This is a genomic window from Bradyrhizobium liaoningense (genome assembly GCF_018130825.1).
Classification (GTDB): Bacteria; Pseudomonadota; Alphaproteobacteria; order Rhizobiales; family Xanthobacteraceae; genus Bradyrhizobium; species Bradyrhizobium liaoningense_B.
In genome coordinates this window covers 91022-105834 of sequence record NZ_JAFCJS010000008.1, presented here as the reverse complement: position 1 = coordinate 105834, position 14813 = coordinate 91022, and the positions used below count along the sequence as shown (strand labels likewise).

Genomic DNA, 14813 nt, shown 5'->3' with positions numbered 1-14813 from the left:
TTTCCACCCGACGCGCTGGGGGCAGGGCGTCGGGTTTTTATTGTTCGAATGACGGGCCTCTGGAATCACGTTCGCCGGCGAGATCGAATCGCCGCGTAATCCCGATCGCCTGCAAGAATGCCTCGTCATGACTGACGACAAGCAACGCGCCGTCATAAGCTCTCAAGCCCGATTCAACGGCCTCGATGGACTCGATGTCCAGATGGTTGGTCGGCTCGTCCAGGATCAGCAGAGACGGCGGCGTTTGCCCGCCCAGCACACAGGCAAGGCCGGCGCGAAACATCTGCCCGCCGCTGAGACGTCCGACGATCTGCAAGGCGGCATCGGCGCGGAACATGAACCGCGCCAGCGCAGCATGGCATTCATTCGCGCCCGCCTTGGGATTGAGACGTCCAAAATTCTCCAGGATCGAGATCTCAGGCTCGAGCAGGCTGACCTTCTGGTCGAACAGGGCGAAGTCCGGCCTGACCCTCACGGTGCCCGCAAGCGGGCGCAGCTCGCCCGCAACGAGTTTCAGCAGCGTCGTCTTGCCGGACCCATTCGGGCCGACCAGCGCGACCCGTTCCGCTCCGACGATCGCAAGCGAGAGATCGCGCAAGACCGGCCGCTCCGGACGATAGCCGGCGCTGATCCGGTCCAGTGAAAGCACCTCCCTGCCCGCCGGCAGGCCCGTCGCGGGCAGCTTGACCGACAGCGGCTGGAGAATCTCGATGCGCCGGCGCGCCGTGTCGACGGCCTCGAGGGCCTCCGCACGCCGCCGCTCGGCGATCAGTGCAGCCTTGCCGCCGGTGTCTTCGCTGCGATCCCTGCGGGCGCCGGCGAGGATGCGCGGCATGTCGCCCTTGGCGCGCTTCTTCCGGCCGCCGCTGTCCTTGCGCGCTTTCCTTTCTGCGGCCTCCTGCGCCTTGCCATCGATCTCGGACAGGCGCCTTTCGGCGTGCGCGAGGTCGTGCCTCACGGCCGCGAGCTCGACGGCTTTTTGTGCGCGATAGCTGCTCCAGTTGCCGCCGTATCGCGTGGCGCCGAGCGACGTCAGCTCGACCATCGCATCCATCGTTTCGAGCAGATCCCGATCGTGGCTGACCACGATCGCCCCGCCGCGCCAGGCGGCGAGGAGATCGGTCACCGCCTTGCGTCCGTCGCGGTCGAGATTGTTGGTGGGCTCGTCCAGCAGGAGAAAGTCCGGCTCGGCGAATACCAGCGCAGCGAGGCGAACCCGCGTGATCTGGCCACCGGACAGGCAGGACAGCTCTGTCTCGGGAGCCAGATCGAACCCGACGCGCGCCAGCGCCGCCTCCAGTCGCGCTTCGAGCGTCCAGTCGATCGCGGGGATGTCGTCGGCGGAGGCGTCGCCCCGCTCCGCGCGGCGCAGCAACTCCAGCGCTGGCCGCACACCGAACAGATCGGCCACGGTCGCGCCGTTGAGGATCTGCACGTCCTGGCGCAGCAGGCCGATGGTGCCGTTGACCAGAACGCGTCCGGATTGGGGGACATGTTCCCCTGAGATCGACGCGAGCAACGTCGTCTTGCCGACGCCATTGCGGCCAACGAGACCAATCCGCTCGGCGGCGAATGTCAGATCGATATTGGAGAGAAGAGGACGGCCGTCAGGCGTAGACAGCGACAGGTTCGACAGGATGATTGAAGCAGGCATGGAATTCCCCGGAGGCAAGGCGGATGAGCGTTGCGGTCGGGGTGAAATCCATGGCTTTCGAATATCCTGGTTGAGGAGCTCCCTAAGTAGCCCCATCGAAGGGCGAGATCAAGGCGCCGCGCAAGGAGACAACAGCGCGGAGAGGCGCTGTCGTCCTACGCCGGCCTGCGCGATCAGCCCTTGAGCGCGGTGACCACCACCTCGATCAGCGCGCCGCCGCCGAGATCGGCGACGCCGACGGTGGCGCGGGTCGGCAGATTGTCGCCGAAGAACTCAGTCCAGGCCGCGTCCATCTCCTTCTTCTTGGATAGATCGGTGACGAAGATCGAGGCGCTGACGACGCGGCTCTTGTCGGTGCCGGCCTCCTTCAGATAGCCGGAGATCTTGCCGAGGATGTTGCGGGTCTGGTCGCCCATGGAGACGCTGGTGTCGTCGGCGATGGTGCCGCCGACGAAGACGAAGCCGTTGGCTTCGACCGCACGGTGCATGATGGGCGTGCGGATGCTGCGGGTGATGCTCATGAAGTCCTCTTATTGCTGGAGCGTGGAAGGGTGGAAGCGGTCGATGCCGAGATCGCTGACGCGGGTCTGGGTGCCGCCATTGACGATCAGCTCCGCCATCACGGCGCCGGCGCCGGGACCGAGCTGGAAACCGTGCAGCGAGAAGCCGAACTGGTGATAGAGGCCCCTGTGGCGGCTGCTCGGCCCGAACACGGGGATGTCGTCCTTCATCTTGGCCTCGATGCCGGCCCAGGCGCGGACGATGGTGGCACTGCGCATCACCGGAAACAGCTCGAACACGGTCTGCGCGCTGGTCGCCAGACTCTTCCAGTCCAGCACCGTCTCGTTGCGGTCCTGGTACGGCGTTGCGAGATGGCCGCCGCCGATCAGCACGGTGCCGTTCTTGAACTGTTTGAAGGACAGTTTTCGCCCGCGCAGGATCACGACGGGGTCGATGAAGTGCGGCACGCGCGAGGTGATCATCAGCATCGGCGCCACGGTCTCGACCGGCACGGGCTCGCCGAGATCGGCTGCGATCTTGCCGGCCCAGGCGCCGGCGGCATTGACGAGCACGGGCGCGGCAAAGGTTTCAGTGCCGACATCGACATACCAGAGGCCGTCGCTGTAGCGGATGTTGCTGGCGGCCTCACCTTCGCGCACGGTCGCGCCTAGTTGCTCGGCCTTGCGGCGGAATGCCGTCGTCGTCTGCGCCGGATTGGCGGCGCCGTCGCGGCGTGAGACCACGCCGCCGGGACAGGTCTCGGCCACCGCGGGCACCAGCCGGCGCAATTCGGCGGCGTCGATCAGCTCCTCATGGGTGAAGCCGAGCGCGTTGAGCTCGGCCACGCGCGCGCGGCAGACGGCGAGTTCCTCCTCGTTCTCGGCAACCAGCACCTGGCCGTAGCTCTCGAAGCTGCAATCGTCGTCGAGGAGATCGGTGATCTTCTCCCAGATTCCCATCGAGCGGATCGAGAGCGGAATCTCCGGGATGTGCCGCGCGAGCTGGCGGACCCCGCCGGCATTCACGCCTGACGCGTGGCGGCCGGCATAATCCTTCTCGATCAGCACCGGCTTCAGGCCGGCGAGGCACAGATGCAGCGTCGTCGAGCATCCGTGGATGCCGCCGCCAATGACGATCGCATCCACGTTCCTGCTCATCCGCGCACCACGGCTTTGACGTCGGCCTCACTCTTCGGGACGGCGGCGAGCTCGGCGAGCGTGATCGGCTTCACCGGCGCGCGCAGCCGGTAATAGCCGATCTCCTGCGGGGTCTTGCCCCGCGCCTGCGCCATCAGCTCGGTGACGGTGAGGCCGCAGAGCCGGCCCTGGCACGGCCCCATGCCCGTGCGGCGATAGGCCTTGAGCTGGTTCGGCCCGGTCGCGCCGATCGCGACGGAATCGAGAACGTCCTTGGCGGTGACCTCTTCGCAGCGGCAGACGATGGTGTCGCCCGAGGGAATGCGGAACTGCGGCGCCGGGCGGAACAGCGTGTCGAGGAACAGGCGGCCACGCTCGGCCTTGGCGAGATCGGAACGGAGCGTCGCCATTGCGGGAAGCTTTGCGGCAGCCGCGGGCGCGAGCGCTTCGACCGCAGCGCGTGCCGCGATGCGGCCGCGCACCACGGCTGCATTTGCACCGCCAATTCCGGCGCCGTCACCGGCGATCGCGATGCCGGCGACCGACGAATTGCCGCTCGCGTCGAGCACCGGCGACCAGCACAATTGCAGGTCATCCCAGCGATGCTCGATGCCGGCCGCCATCGCCAGATTGACGTTGGGCACGACGCCCTGATGCAGCAGCAACAGATCGGCGGGAATAGTCTCACGCTTGCTGCCAGCGACGTAGCTCACGCTGGCAAGCTGGCCGTCACCAGTCGCCGCAAGCTCGGTGACGCCCGAGACGACCTGCACCTTCGCCTTCACCTCGCGCATCATCGACAGGCCCTTGGCGAAATAGGGCGAGGTCAGGAAGGCGAAGGCATGCGGAATGGCCGCGAAATAATTGCCGCGCTCGGTGGTTTCGAGGATGCAGTCGATGCGGCCGCCAAGCCGCAGGATCTGCGCGGCGAGCAGCCAGAGCAGCGGCCCCTGCCCCGCGATCACGGTGCGTCCGTCCGGCACCAGCGCCGACGACTTCAGCATGGTCTGCGCCGCGCCCGCGGTCATCACGCCCGGCAGCGTCCAGCCGGGAATTGGAAACGGCCGCTCCAGCGCGCCGGTCGCGAGGATCACGCGCTTCGCCTTGACGAAGGCCGAGGCGCCGCCGATCGAGACGGCGATGTCGAGATTGCGATCGAGGCTCCAGACCGTGGCACGCTGGATGACCTCCGCATTGCTCGCGCGCAGCGACTGCACGAGATCGGCGCCGACCCAATAATCCGCGCCAAGCTGATTGCGGTCGGTCACGGGCGTCGAAGCGATGGCGCGAAACACCTGGCCGCCGGGGCCGATATTCTCGTCGAGCAGCAGCGTGGACAGGCCGGCTTCGGCGGAGGTCGCGGCGGCGGCAAGGCCCGCCGGCCCCGCGCCGATCACCACGACATCGTAGTCTTCGCGCTTGGGAGCCACAGTCATCTTCCGATCTCCCGCTTGCCCTTCTGAATCTCGATCTGCATGCCTTCGGCGACGGGCACGAGGCAGCCCTGCCGATTGCCGACGCCGTCAATGGTGACGAGGCAGTCGAAGCACACGCCCATCATGCAATAGGGCAGACGCGGTGCGCCGCTGACTGCAGTGGAGCGACGTGCATCCTGGCCGGAGGCCAGCAGCGCCGCGGAGACGGTGTCGCCCTGGCGCGCCGCGACGGCAACGCCGTCGACGAAGATCTGCACCTGCGGGCGCTTGTCCTGTTCGGATCGTCTAAACATGGGATGCCTCTTGGCTCCTTGATATCTCTAGTAGCCGCTGCTGTTCGCCGCGCCCGCGCCGCCAAAACGGCTGGCCGAGAACGCGCCGACCAGCTCGGGCTCGAGCGCGCCCTGCGCCACCATGCGCGCGATCTCGAAAGCGTGGTTGGAGGCGAGCGTGACCCCGGAATGGCAGCAGGCGACGAAGGCGCCGGGATGCGTCTCCGACTGGTCGTAGATCGGAAAGCCGTCCTGCGGCATGACGCGGATGCCGGACCAGCTCCTGACCACGTTGAGCCGCGCCAGATGCGGGAACATCCGCTGCGCGCGATCGGCCATGACGCCGCTGATCGAGGGCTTCAGCGTACGATCGTCGAGCTCGTCTTCCTTGCTGTCGCCGATCATCACCGTGCCCTCGTCGGTCTGGCGGATCGTGGTCAACGGATGCGGCAGGAACGGCATGGTGCGCTCGGTCACGACGACCTGACCGCGGGTCGGCCCCATCGGCGCGTAGAGGCCGACCATCGGCGCCAGCGTCTGGTTGGCATTGCCGGCGGCGAGCACGATCTTGGCGGCACGCAGCTCGCCCTTGGGCGTGGTCAGGCGGAATTCGCCGCCGCTCTTGCTGATCGCCGAGACCGGACGCTCCGGAAAATAGTCGATGCCGAACGCCTTGAAACCGGTGTGAAACGCGCGGAACGTACGCAGCGAATTGACGTGGCCGTCGAGCGGGCAATAGCTGCCGCCGGAGACCTCGGGCCCGATCAGCGGCAGCGCCTTCTTCACCTCGGAGGGCCGCAGCATCTCCATCTTGTAGTCGGCTGCACCGGCCTGATTGTGCATGCGCTTGACGAGCTCGGTGCGCTGACCGAATTCCTCCTCGCCGAGCGTCAGGTGAAAGCCGCCGTTCTGCTGCAGGGCGACATCGAGCCCGGTCTGCTGCTTCAGCTCGGAGGCGAGCCGGCCCCACGCCTGCGACGCCTGCACGGTCCAGACCGTATAGGCCGGCATGCCCAGACCTTTGCTCTGCACCCACACCAGCGCGAAGTTCGCGCGCGAGGCGCGCTTGGTGATGTCGCCTTCGTCGAGCACGGCGACCTTCTTGCCGAGGCGGCCGAGGCCCCAGGCAATGGCGGAGCCGAGCAGTCCGCCGCCGACGACTGCGACGTCGTAATCTCCTGACATAGGTTCTCCTATCGCCCCGTGTCGCCCTTGCCGGCGAGCACGCGGTCGAGCCCGTAGAAGCGGTCGAGCAGAATGAGGGCGGTCATGGTGATCGCGATCACGCAGGCCGAGACCGACGTCACCAGCGGATCGATGTTGTCCTGGATGTAGAGGAACATGCGCACCGGCAGCGTCTCCGTGCCGGGTGCCGCGAGGAAGACGGTCATGCTGAGATCGTCGAAGGACTGGATGAAGGCGAGCGCCCAGCCGCTGATGACGCCGGGCAGGATCAGCGGCAAGGTCACACGGCGGAACAGCGTCCAGCCGCCGGCGCCGAGCGAGACCGCGGCCATCTCGACCGTGCGATCCATGCCGGTTGCGGCTGCGAGCGTCAGCCGCAGCGCGAACGGAAACACGATGATGACATGCGCGATGATCAGAGCGGCAAAGCCGCCGCCGAGACCGGCCGAGGTGAAGAAGCGCAGGAAGGCGATGCCGAGCACGACATGCGGGATCATCAGCGGCGACAGGAACAGCGCCGCGAGCGCATCGCGGCCGCGGAAGCGGTAGCGCGCAATCGCGAGCGCCGCCGGCACCGCGAACAGCAGCGCGACGAGGGAGGACAGCGCACCCAGCCCAAGGCTGACCCAGAAGGCGTGGATGAATTCGGGATAGTTCGCGATGGTCCTGAACCAGCGCAGCGAAAAGCCGTTGGTCGGCAGCGACAGGAAACCTTCGGGCGTGAAGGCGACGAGGCAGACCACCAGGATCGGCGCCACCATGACGATGACGAAGATGGTGTGGAAGATCAGCGCGAGCGGACCGTTCCGTCTCATCGGAACACCTCCGCATAGCGCCGCTCGATCAGCGCGTTGCTGCCGACGACGATCAGCACCAGCGCGACCAGCAACAGCGTGGCGACCGCAGCCCCCAGCGGCCAGTTCAGCGTGTTGAGGAATTCGTCATAGGCGAGCGTCGCCGCGACCTTGAGCCGACGGCCGCCGATGATCGCGGGCGTCGCAAAGGCGCTGGCCGAGAGCGAGAACACGATGATCGCGCCCGACAGCACGCCCGGCATGATCTGCGGCATGATGATGCGGCGGATGATGGTGGCAGGGCCGGCGCCGAGCGACATCGCGGCGTTCTCGATCTGCGGATCGAGACGCTGGAGGGCCGCCCACACCGACAGGACCATGAACGGCATCATCACATGCGCGAGCGCGATGACCATGCCGGTTTCGGTGAACATGAAGGGAATGGGCGAGCGGATCGCGCCAAGCGACATCAGGAGCTTGTTGACGAGGCCGTTGTTGCCGCCGAACAGCAGTGCCCAGCCGAGCGTGCGCGCGACCACGGAGATCAGCAGCGGGCCGAGGATGACCAGCAGGAAGAAGCTCTTCCAGCGGCCGCTCATGCGGTTGAGAATGTAGGCTTCGGGCGCACCGAGCAACGCGGTGAGCAGCGTGGTCAGGATCGCGATGCGAAACGTCCGCCAGAACATCTCGGCGTAATAGGGATCCGTCGCGATCTCGTGCCAGTTCTTCAGAATGAAGATCGGCTCGATGCCCTTGTACTGGCCCCAATCGTGGAACGACAGCATCACCGTCATCGCCAGCGGAATCAGCAGCACGCCGACGAACAGCATCAAGGGGGGCGCGGTCAGCGCCCACGGCGCACGCGCGCTGCGCTCCTCGGCGACCGCGCTCATGCGCCAGCCCTCGCGCGGACGCTCATGTCCTCCGGACGCCAAGTGAGGCGAACCGCGTCGCCTTCGGCCGGCTGCGCCTGCCCATCGTTCTGACGGATGACGATCGCCGGGCCGCATTCGCTGTCGCACTGGAACAGCCAGTGATTGCCCTGGAAGATTCGCGTGATGATTTTTGCGCTCAGGCCGGTATCGCCAAAGCCGATTCTTTCGGGGCGAACGCTGACGGTCACGGGACCGCCGAGCCCGGCCGGCGCCGGCGCGCGCCAGGAGCCCGCCACCAATTGCGTCGGCGCGACGGTCCGGTCGATCGTTCCGGCAAAGTCGTTCGTCTTGCCCAAAAACTGCGAGACGAAGGCCGAGGCCGGCTTCTCATAGGTCTCTTGCGGCGTGCCGATCTGCTCGATCTTGCCCTGGCTCATCACCACGATGCGGTCGGACAGCGACATCGCCTCGTTCTGGTCATGGGTGACGAGGATCGTGGTGGTGCCGATGGTGCGCTGGATCTGGCGCAGCTCGATCTGCATCTCCTCGCGCAGCTTGGCGTCGAGATTGGACAGCGGCTCGTCGAGCAGCAGCACGCTCGGCTTGATCACCAATGCGCGCGCCAGCGCCACGCGCTGCTGCTGGCCGCCGGACATGCGGCGCGGATGGCGGTCCTCGTAACCGGCGAGCCCCACCATCGCGAGTGCGGCGCGGACGCGCTCGGCCCGCTCGCTGCGCGGCACGCCACGCATCTCGAGGCCGAACGCAACGTTCTCCGCCGCGGTCATGTGCGGAAACAGCGCGTAGCTCTGGAACACGATGCCGAGGCCACGCTTGGCCGGATGGATCGCGGTGAGGTCCTTGCCCTCCAGGCGGATCGCGCCGCGCGTGGGATCGAGGAAGCCCGCGATCATCTGCAACGTCGTGGTCTTGCCGCAGCCGGACGGGCCGAGGAAGGAGATGAACTCCCCCTTCCCCACCGACAGGCTGAAGTCCTCGACCACAGTCTGCGCGCCGAACTGTTTTGCGACCCGATCGAGCTCGAGATAGGCCATGACGCTGTCTCCGCTGCGACCGATCAGCGTTCGACCTCGCGATTCCAGCGCTTGGTCCACTCCTCGCGCTTTTCGTTGATCACGGTCCAGTCCGGATTGTAGAGCTTGGCCGCGCGCTCGCCGATCGGCGCCATCTTGCCGAGCTCCGGCGGGACCACCAGCGACTTCAGCACCGGGCCGTAGCCGTAGTCCTTGAGCATCACCAGCTGGATCTTGGGATCGAGCAGCATCTTGACGAAGCTCACAGCGAGCGGCGAGGCATTCGGCTTGGTGATCGGGCAGGCAGTGGTGAGCAGCGTCGCCGCGCCTTCCTTCGGGTAGACGAAGTCGACGGGGAAGCCGGTGTTGGCAAAACTCTGCACGCGGCCGGTGCCCCACACCGCGATCACGGCCTGGCCGGACTGGAACAGCTCGGTCATCTTGCCCGGCGACGGCTCATAGGCCAGCACGTTCGGATTGATCTGCTCCTTGAAGATCTTGAAGCCGGAATCGACATTGGTCTCGCCGCCGCCATTCATCTTCGACAGCATCACCAGCGCTTCGAGGCCGTAGGTGTTGTTGATCGGCGGGATCACGAGCTGCTTGGCGTATTTCGTGTCCTTCAGGTCGTTCCAAGAGGTCGGCGGCGCCCAGCCTTTCTCTTTGAACACCTTGGTGTTGTACATCAGGCCGGTCGCGACGATGCCGATCGCGACGGCGCGATCGTCCTTGAAACGCGCGGTGTCGTAGAGATCGGCGGGCAGGCCATCGAGCTTGCCGCAGAAGCCGAGCTGGATCGCCTGGTACATCGGGCCGTCGTCGACGATGGCGACGTCGATCTGCTGATTGCCCTTCTGCGCCTGGAGCTTGGCCAGCGTGTCGGTGGAGTTGCCGGCGACGTATTCGACCTTGACGCCGTTCTCCTTCTCGAAAGCCGGGATCACCTCGTCGCGGATGGTCTTCTCGAACGAGCCGCCGTAACCGGCGACATAGAGCGTTTTCTGCTGGGCCGAGGCGACCGAGGGGGCGGCAATGAGCGCCGCGATGCTGACCGCTGTCAGAAGGCGAAGAGTCTTCATATGGACCGATCTCCAATACCGGAATGAGGTGACGTGCCGACGAGTCTCGCTGGCTGAAGCGCCTTCCGCATCTCCTTCCGCGCAAACCCTCTCCAATCAGGGCTCCGGCCCCTGTTCGGCGGGTTTTGGCGCGATCTGGAGGTTTGAACCCCTCCAATCTGCCGAAAAAGCGGGCTGTCTCCAGTCCTGATGAAAAAGATCGCAGACCTATACTTCCATCGTCCAATGAATAATGGCATCCTCTGCATGCCTAAATATTATGAATGGAAGTGGCGATGGCCCGGATCAATTCGCGGCAGGTCGAGGCCTTCCGCGCGACAATGCTCACGGGCAGCGTGACCGAGGCGGCGGCGCTGATGAAGGTGACGCAGCCGGCGGTCAGCCGGTTGCTGCGCGACCTCCAGGCCCTGCTGAAAATGGAGCTGTTCGAGCGGCGCGGCACCGGGCTGGTCCCGACCGCCGCGGCGATGGCGCTCTACACCGAGGTCGAGCGCTCCTTTGTCGGCCTCGAGCGCATCACGGCGGCCGCCGAGGAAATCCGGGGACGCCGCACCGGCTCGTTGCGCATCGCTGCGCTGCCGGCGCTGGCAAACGGATATCTGCCACGCCTTGCCGGACATTTCCTGATGGAACGGCCCAATCTCAACCTCGCTTTCTTCGGCGTGATCTCGCCGATCGTGGTCGACTGGGTGCTGAACAATCAATGCGACGTCGGCTTTGCCGAGGTGCCGATCGCGCATTCCGGCCTGCCGAGCCAGAGGCTGCCGGCGCCGGCGCGCGTCGCGGTGCTGCCGACCGGTCATCGCCTCGCAGAGAAGGACGTGCTGGAGCCGCGCGACTTCGAGGGCGAGACGTTCATCTCGCTGTCGGCGGGATCGTCGAGCCGGCATCTCGTCGACCAGGTCTTCCACCGCCACGATGTCCGCCGCGTGCTCAGGGTGGAGACCACGCTGTCGGAGATCATGTGCGGCATGGTGTCGTCAGGACTGGGCGTCGCAATCTGCGATCCCTTCACCGCGCAGGAATTTTCAACGCGCGGCGTCGTCGTGCGCCGCTTCCTGCCGCGCATCGACTTCGAATTCTCCGCCGTCTTTCCGGCGCAGCGCAGCCCCTCGCCGGTGGCGCTGGACCTGGTCGAGACCATGCGCAAGGCGCTCGCGGAGTTCGACGACCTGCCGGAGGCCGCTATCAGCCGTTGAATGCAGCCTGTGCTTCCGGCAGATCCCAGATCTTGCCGATCGCGGCGCTGCCCGCGGCCGTGATCGCGGCTTCATCTGCGCCGAGATAACGTCCCTCATTGACCAGCACGCGGCCGTCGACCATGACCTGATCGATATTGGCGCGGTTGGCGAGCGCGATCAGCACGCGGCGCGGATCGAACAGCGGCTGAAGATGCGGATGGGTGAGATCGACGACGGTGAGGTCGGCCGTCGCGCCCGGCTCGATGCGGCCGAGATCCGGCCGCTTGATGACGTCGGCGGCCACCGCCGTGTTCGCCTCGATCAGCTCCGGCGAGTTGGCGACGTCGGGGCGCGCCGAGGTGATCTTGGAGATCAGCGAGGCCGCATTGAGCTCGCCGAGCAGGTCCATGTTGTAGCCGTCAGTACCGACCACGGTGCGGACGCCGTGCTCGGCGAAGCGGCTGAAGGCGGCGGTGATGCCGGCGCGCGCGAACACGCGCGGGCAGTTCAGCACGGTCATGCCGCGCGCAGCCATGAGCTTGAGGTCGTCGTCGCTGCTGAACATGCAGTGCGCCGCCATCAGATCGGGCGCGAGCAGGCCGAGCCAGTCCAGGTATTGCGCCGGCGTGCGGCCGCCATAGCGCTTGCCGATGGTCTCGACCTCGCCGCGGCTCTGCGCCATGTGCGTCGTGATGGGCACACCGAGCTCGCGCGCCCGCATGGCGCAGGCCTTCAGCAGATCAGGACCGCAGGTATCGGTGGCATGCGGGCTCATCGCAAGGCTGATCCGGCCGTCGCCGCGATTGTTCCAGCGCTGATAGAGCGCGTCCCACGTCGCCATGTCGGCGGCGCCGTCATCGCCGGAGTAGCGGACCACGCCATCCGGGCCGGCCTTGGCGTCCGATGTGGAGAACAGATAGGGCGCGCCGTAGAAGCGGATGCCCATCTCCTCTGCCGCGTCGAACATCTCGGGGATCGAGTTGCGGAACGGCTCCATCACCGTGGTGGCGCCGCCCTTCAGAAGCTGGAGGATGCCGAGCCGCGCGACCGCCAGACGCTCTTCCGCCGACAGAATTTCGGCGCCGCGCTTGGTCAGCGGCAGCAGCACCGTATAGACGATGCTCTGGTTGTTCTTGCGGCCGTTGCCGTCCTCGCTGTGGCTGCGCGCCACCGCCTCGGAGAAGCAGTGATTGTGCAGATTCAGCAGGCCCGGCAGCACGAAGCGGCCCGGGCGATCGTAAACCTGGTCCGCGCTCGGCTTGTCGCGCGTGACCGCGGCGATCTTCCTACCTTCGACCAGGACCCAATGATCGCGCAGCACGTCCTGCGCGCCGTCTTTCCGTGACAGCACATAGCTGCCGAAAATTGCTGTGGTGCTCATGCGGGGCGTACGTTCCAGAACACGGCGGTGCCGTCGAGAATGCCGGTGATGGCTTTGCGATAGGCGGTCGGCTGCTTGTACAGGCCGATCGGAATATAGGGGATTTCCTCGAACGCGACCGCCTGGACCTCGCGGCAGATGCGCTGCTGCTCGGCGAGCTCGGACGCCGCCAGCCACTGGCTGCGCAACTCGCCCATCTTCGTGCTCGCATACCAGCCGGCGACCTTGCCTTCGCCACGGATGTTGGTGTTGCCGGCCGGGTTGAGCCAGTCGATGCCCTGCCAGTTGCCGACCGCCGCGCTCCAGCCGCCCTGCGGAAGCGGATCCTTCTTGAGCTGGCGCTGAAGCACGACGGCAAAATCGAGCCCGGCATATTCGACGTTCATGCCGGCCTTGCGCAACGAGTCCACCGCGATCTCGCCGAGCGGCTTCTGTGCCAGCGAGTTGGTGGGGACGAGCAGCACGATCTTCTCGCCGTTGTAGCCGGCGGCCTTCAGGTCAGCCTTGACCTTGTCGTAGTTGCGCGGGCCGCGGAAGACGTCGAGACCGACGTCGCTTGCCATCGGCGTGCCTGGAGCGAAATAGCCGATCGGCGACACCTGGAAGGCTGGATCGACGCCGGCGACCGCCGTCATGAACGCGGACTGGTCGATCGCCCCTAACAGCGCGCGGCGGATGGCGGGGTTGTCGAACGGCGGCTGCAGATGGTTGAGGCGCAGCATGCAGGCGTAGCCTCTGGGGTCGAGGACGCGGGTCTCGATATCGCCGGCGGCCTTGATCACCGGGAGCAGATCATGCGGCGTGGTCTCCTGCCAATCCTGCTCGCCGGTCTGGAGCGCGGCGACGCCGGTGCCGGCATCGGGCGTGGTGGTCCAGACCACGCGGTCGTAATGCACGATCTTCGGCCCGGCGGTCCAATCCGGCTTGCCGTCCGTGCGCGGCTGGTAGCGCTCGAATTTGGCATAGGCGTTGCGCGCGCCCTGCACGCGCTCGTCGGCGAGATAGCGGAAGGGGCCGCTGCCGATGACCTCGGTGAGCGGCTTGAACGGATCCTGACTCGCCAGCCGCTCCGGCATCATGAAGCAGGCATTGATCGCGGCCTTGCCGAGCGCCTGCGGCAGCAGCGGGAACGGACGCTTGAGACGGAAGCGGATGGTACGGTCGTCGGCGGCCGACAGCTCCGCGGTCGCCTCCAGCAGCTCGCCGCCAAAGCCGTCGCGCGCTGCCCAGCGGCGGATGCTGGCGACGCAGTCGCGGGCCAGCACGCGTTCGCCGTCGTGCCAGAACAAGCCGTCGCGCAAGCTGAGGTCCCACTGCAGCCCGTCGGCGGAGATGACGTGGCCCGACAGCATCTGCGGCGAGACCTGCAGCGACGAGCTCATGCCGTAGAGCGTGTCGTAGACCATGAAGCCGTGGTTTCGCGACACCTGCGCGGTCGAATAGATGGGATCGACGAAGGCGAGATCGATGACGGGGATGAAGCGCAGCGTGGACTGGGATTCAGCGCGGACGATGCCGGGCAGCGACAACGCCGGCACGGCGGCGGCGGCCTTGAGGAGCGAGCGGCGGGAGATGGACATTACGAGAGGCTCCTGACGAAATCGAACTGCATCGTTTCTTCTTACGTATTCAACAAGACCGCGCCGATCGCAGCGGACACCGCCTGCTGCGCCGGCTCGATCACGGGCACGCCGATCGCCTCCGCAATCGCCGCGCGATGCGAGGCCATGCCGGCGCAGCCCATCACCACGACATCGGCGCGGCATTGGGTGACCAGCGCGCGGCCGGCGTCGATCAGGCGGCCGCGGATATCCGCGCCCGCCGTCTCCGCCGCGCTCGCGCCGACCGACCAGCTTCCGGCATAGCGGCCATCGACGCCCATCACGCGGACCATGCGCTGCTGGCGGCGGATGCTCGACGGCGACAACGCGATGATGCCAAAGCGTTCGCCCAGCATCAGCGCGCGGAAGATGCCGCATTCGGCGATGCCCATGACCGGGCGTCCACCGGCCGCCTCGCGCACCGCATGCAGGCCGGGATCGCTGAAGCAGGCGAGCACGAACGCATCCGCATTGTCGCGCGACACGCGGTTGACCAGCGGCATGACCACGCTGTCGGCATCGCGCTGCGAGCTGATGCCGGGCGGGCCCTCGGCAAGGCCGACCACCTCGATGTCAGGCCCGCCGGCGATGCGCAGCGGCGCGACCGCGTCATCGATCGCCGCCGTCACCGACGCCGAGGAGTTGGGGTTGATGACGAGGATGCGGCGACGGGTCATGGCTTGG

At 66.6% G+C, this 14813-nt stretch carries 14 protein-coding genes; 1 reads left to right on the top strand and 13 read right to left on the bottom strand.

Features of this window, described 5'->3' with window-relative positions:
• Positions 1-37 precede the first annotated feature (37 nt).
• The 10 genes from JQ603_RS29750 to JQ603_RS29705 form a co-directional block, all read right to left on the bottom strand.
• Positions 38-1654: an ABC-F family ATP-binding cassette domain-containing protein gene (locus JQ603_RS29750; protein WP_212344958.1), complete on the bottom strand. Its 1617-nt coding sequence runs from the start codon at positions 1652-1654 to the stop codon at positions 38-40.
• Positions 1655-1827: 173 nt separating this feature from the next.
• Positions 1828-2175 (bottom strand): RidA family protein, encoded by a 348-nt coding sequence (locus JQ603_RS29745; protein ID WP_212344956.1) that lies wholly within the window; start codon positions 2173-2175, stop codon positions 1828-1830.
• Positions 2176-2184: 9 nt separating this feature from the next.
• Entirely contained in the window at positions 2185-3312 is a 1128-nt protein-coding gene (locus tag JQ603_RS29740) for an NAD(P)/FAD-dependent oxidoreductase (protein WP_212344953.1), read from the bottom strand.
• Positions 3309-4727, bottom strand: coding sequence for an NAD(P)/FAD-dependent oxidoreductase (locus tag JQ603_RS29735; protein WP_212344950.1), 1419 nt, complete (start codon positions 4725-4727; stop codon positions 3309-3311). The genes JQ603_RS29740 and JQ603_RS29735 overlap by 4 nt, the downstream gene beginning before the upstream one ends.
• The gene (locus JQ603_RS29730; RefSeq protein ID WP_018641635.1) at positions 4724-5020 is read right to left on the bottom strand and encodes a (2Fe-2S)-binding protein; all 297 of its coding nucleotides are present in this window, start codon (positions 5018-5020) and stop codon (positions 4724-4726) included. Before JQ603_RS29730 ends, JQ603_RS29735 begins: the two co-directional genes overlap by 4 nt.
• 27 nt (positions 5021-5047) lie before the next feature.
• On the bottom strand, positions 5048-6184 hold the full coding sequence (locus tag JQ603_RS29725; protein ID WP_212344947.1) for an NAD(P)/FAD-dependent oxidoreductase: 1137 nt from the start codon (positions 6182-6184) through the stop codon (positions 5048-5050).
• 8 nt (positions 6185-6192) lie between these two features.
• On the bottom strand, positions 6193-6999 hold the full coding sequence (locus JQ603_RS29720; RefSeq protein ID WP_212344944.1) for an ABC transporter permease: 807 nt from the start codon (positions 6997-6999) through the stop codon (positions 6193-6195).
• Positions 6996-7871 (bottom strand): ABC transporter permease, encoded by an 876-nt coding sequence (locus JQ603_RS29715; RefSeq protein ID WP_212344942.1) that lies wholly within the window; start codon positions 7869-7871, stop codon positions 6996-6998. Before JQ603_RS29715 ends, JQ603_RS29720 begins: the two co-directional genes overlap by 4 nt.
• A complete protein-coding gene (locus tag JQ603_RS29710) occupies positions 7868-8908 on the bottom strand; it encodes an ABC transporter ATP-binding protein (RefSeq protein ID WP_212344940.1) in 1041 nt (346 codons plus the stop codon). Before JQ603_RS29710 ends, JQ603_RS29715 begins: the two co-directional genes overlap by 4 nt.
• 23 nt (positions 8909-8931) lie before the next feature.
• Positions 8932-9966, bottom strand: coding sequence for an ABC transporter substrate-binding protein (locus tag JQ603_RS29705; protein WP_212344938.1), 1035 nt, complete (start codon positions 9964-9966; stop codon positions 8932-8934).
• A gap of 275 nt (positions 9967-10241) precedes the next feature.
• Here JQ603_RS29705 and JQ603_RS29700 point away from each other — a divergent pair, with 275 nt between their 5' ends.
• Positions 10242-11165: a LysR substrate-binding domain-containing protein gene (locus JQ603_RS29700; protein ID WP_212344937.1), complete on the top strand. Its 924-nt coding sequence runs from the start codon at positions 10242-10244 to the stop codon at positions 11163-11165.
• Here the strand turns inward: JQ603_RS29700 and JQ603_RS29695 are convergent.
• Genes JQ603_RS29695 through JQ603_RS29685 form a run of 3 tightly spaced genes read right to left on the bottom strand, consistent with a single transcriptional unit; the run spans position 11155 to position 14806 of the window.
• The gene (locus tag JQ603_RS29695; protein WP_212344936.1) at positions 11155-12528 is read right to left on the bottom strand and encodes an amidohydrolase family protein; all 1374 of its coding nucleotides are present in this window, start codon (positions 12526-12528) and stop codon (positions 11155-11157) included. The genes JQ603_RS29700 and JQ603_RS29695 overlap by 11 nt on opposite strands.
• Complete coding sequence (locus tag JQ603_RS29690) at positions 12525-14108, bottom strand: ABC transporter substrate-binding protein (protein ID WP_212344934.1); 1584 nt, start codon at positions 14106-14108, stop codon at positions 12525-12527. The genes JQ603_RS29695 and JQ603_RS29690 overlap by 4 nt, the downstream gene beginning before the upstream one ends.
• Positions 14109-14149: 41 nt before the next feature.
• Entirely contained in the window at positions 14150-14806 is a 657-nt protein-coding gene (locus tag JQ603_RS29685; protein ID WP_212344932.1) for an aspartate/glutamate racemase family protein, read from the bottom strand.
• Positions 14807-14813: the final 7 nt, after the last annotated feature.

What these genes read in the sequence shown, in the direction of transcription:
- JQ603_RS29750 (WP_212344958.1), bottom strand. Translation starts at nt 1,654, where the DNA reads ATGCCTGCTTCAATCATCCTGTCGAACCTGTCGCTGTCTACGCCTGAC.
- JQ603_RS29745 (WP_212344956.1), bottom strand. Translation starts at nt 2,175, where the DNA reads ATGAGCATCACCCGCAGCATCCGCACGCCCATCATGCACCGTGCGGTC.
- JQ603_RS29740 (WP_212344953.1), bottom strand. Translation starts at nt 3,312, where the DNA reads ATGAGCAGGAACGTGGATGCGATCGTCATTGGCGGCGGCATCCACGGA.
- JQ603_RS29735 (WP_212344950.1), bottom strand. Translation starts at nt 4,727, where the DNA reads ATGACTGTGGCTCCCAAGCGCGAAGACTACGATGTCGTGGTGATCGGC.
- JQ603_RS29730 (WP_018641635.1), bottom strand. Translation starts at nt 5,020, where the DNA reads ATGTTTAGACGATCCGAACAGGACAAGCGCCCGCAGGTGCAGATCTTC.
- JQ603_RS29725 (WP_212344947.1), bottom strand. Translation starts at nt 6,184, where the DNA reads ATGTCAGGAGATTACGACGTCGCAGTCGTCGGCGGCGGACTGCTCGGC.
- JQ603_RS29720 (WP_212344944.1), bottom strand. Translation starts at nt 6,999, where the DNA reads ATGAGACGGAACGGTCCGCTCGCGCTGATCTTCCACACCATCTTCGTC.
- JQ603_RS29715 (WP_212344942.1), bottom strand. Translation starts at nt 7,871, where the DNA reads ATGAGCGCGGTCGCCGAGGAGCGCAGCGCGCGTGCGCCGTGGGCGCTG.
- JQ603_RS29710 (WP_212344940.1), bottom strand. Translation starts at nt 8,908, where the DNA reads ATGGCCTATCTCGAGCTCGATCGGGTCGCAAAACAGTTCGGCGCGCAG.
- JQ603_RS29705 (WP_212344938.1), bottom strand. Translation starts at nt 9,966, where the DNA reads ATGAAGACTCTTCGCCTTCTGACAGCGGTCAGCATCGCGGCGCTCATT.
- JQ603_RS29700 (WP_212344937.1), top strand. Translation starts at nt 10,242, where the DNA reads ATGGCCCGGATCAATTCGCGGCAGGTCGAGGCCTTCCGCGCGACAATG.
- JQ603_RS29695 (WP_212344936.1), bottom strand. Translation starts at nt 12,528, where the DNA reads ATGAGCACCACAGCAATTTTCGGCAGCTATGTGCTGTCACGGAAAGAC.
- JQ603_RS29690 (WP_212344934.1), bottom strand. Translation starts at nt 14,108, where the DNA reads ATGTCCATCTCCCGCCGCTCGCTCCTCAAGGCCGCCGCCGCCGTGCCG.
- JQ603_RS29685 (WP_212344932.1), bottom strand. Translation starts at nt 14,806, where the DNA reads ATGACCCGTCGCCGCATCCTCGTCATCAACCCCAACTCCTCGGCGTCG.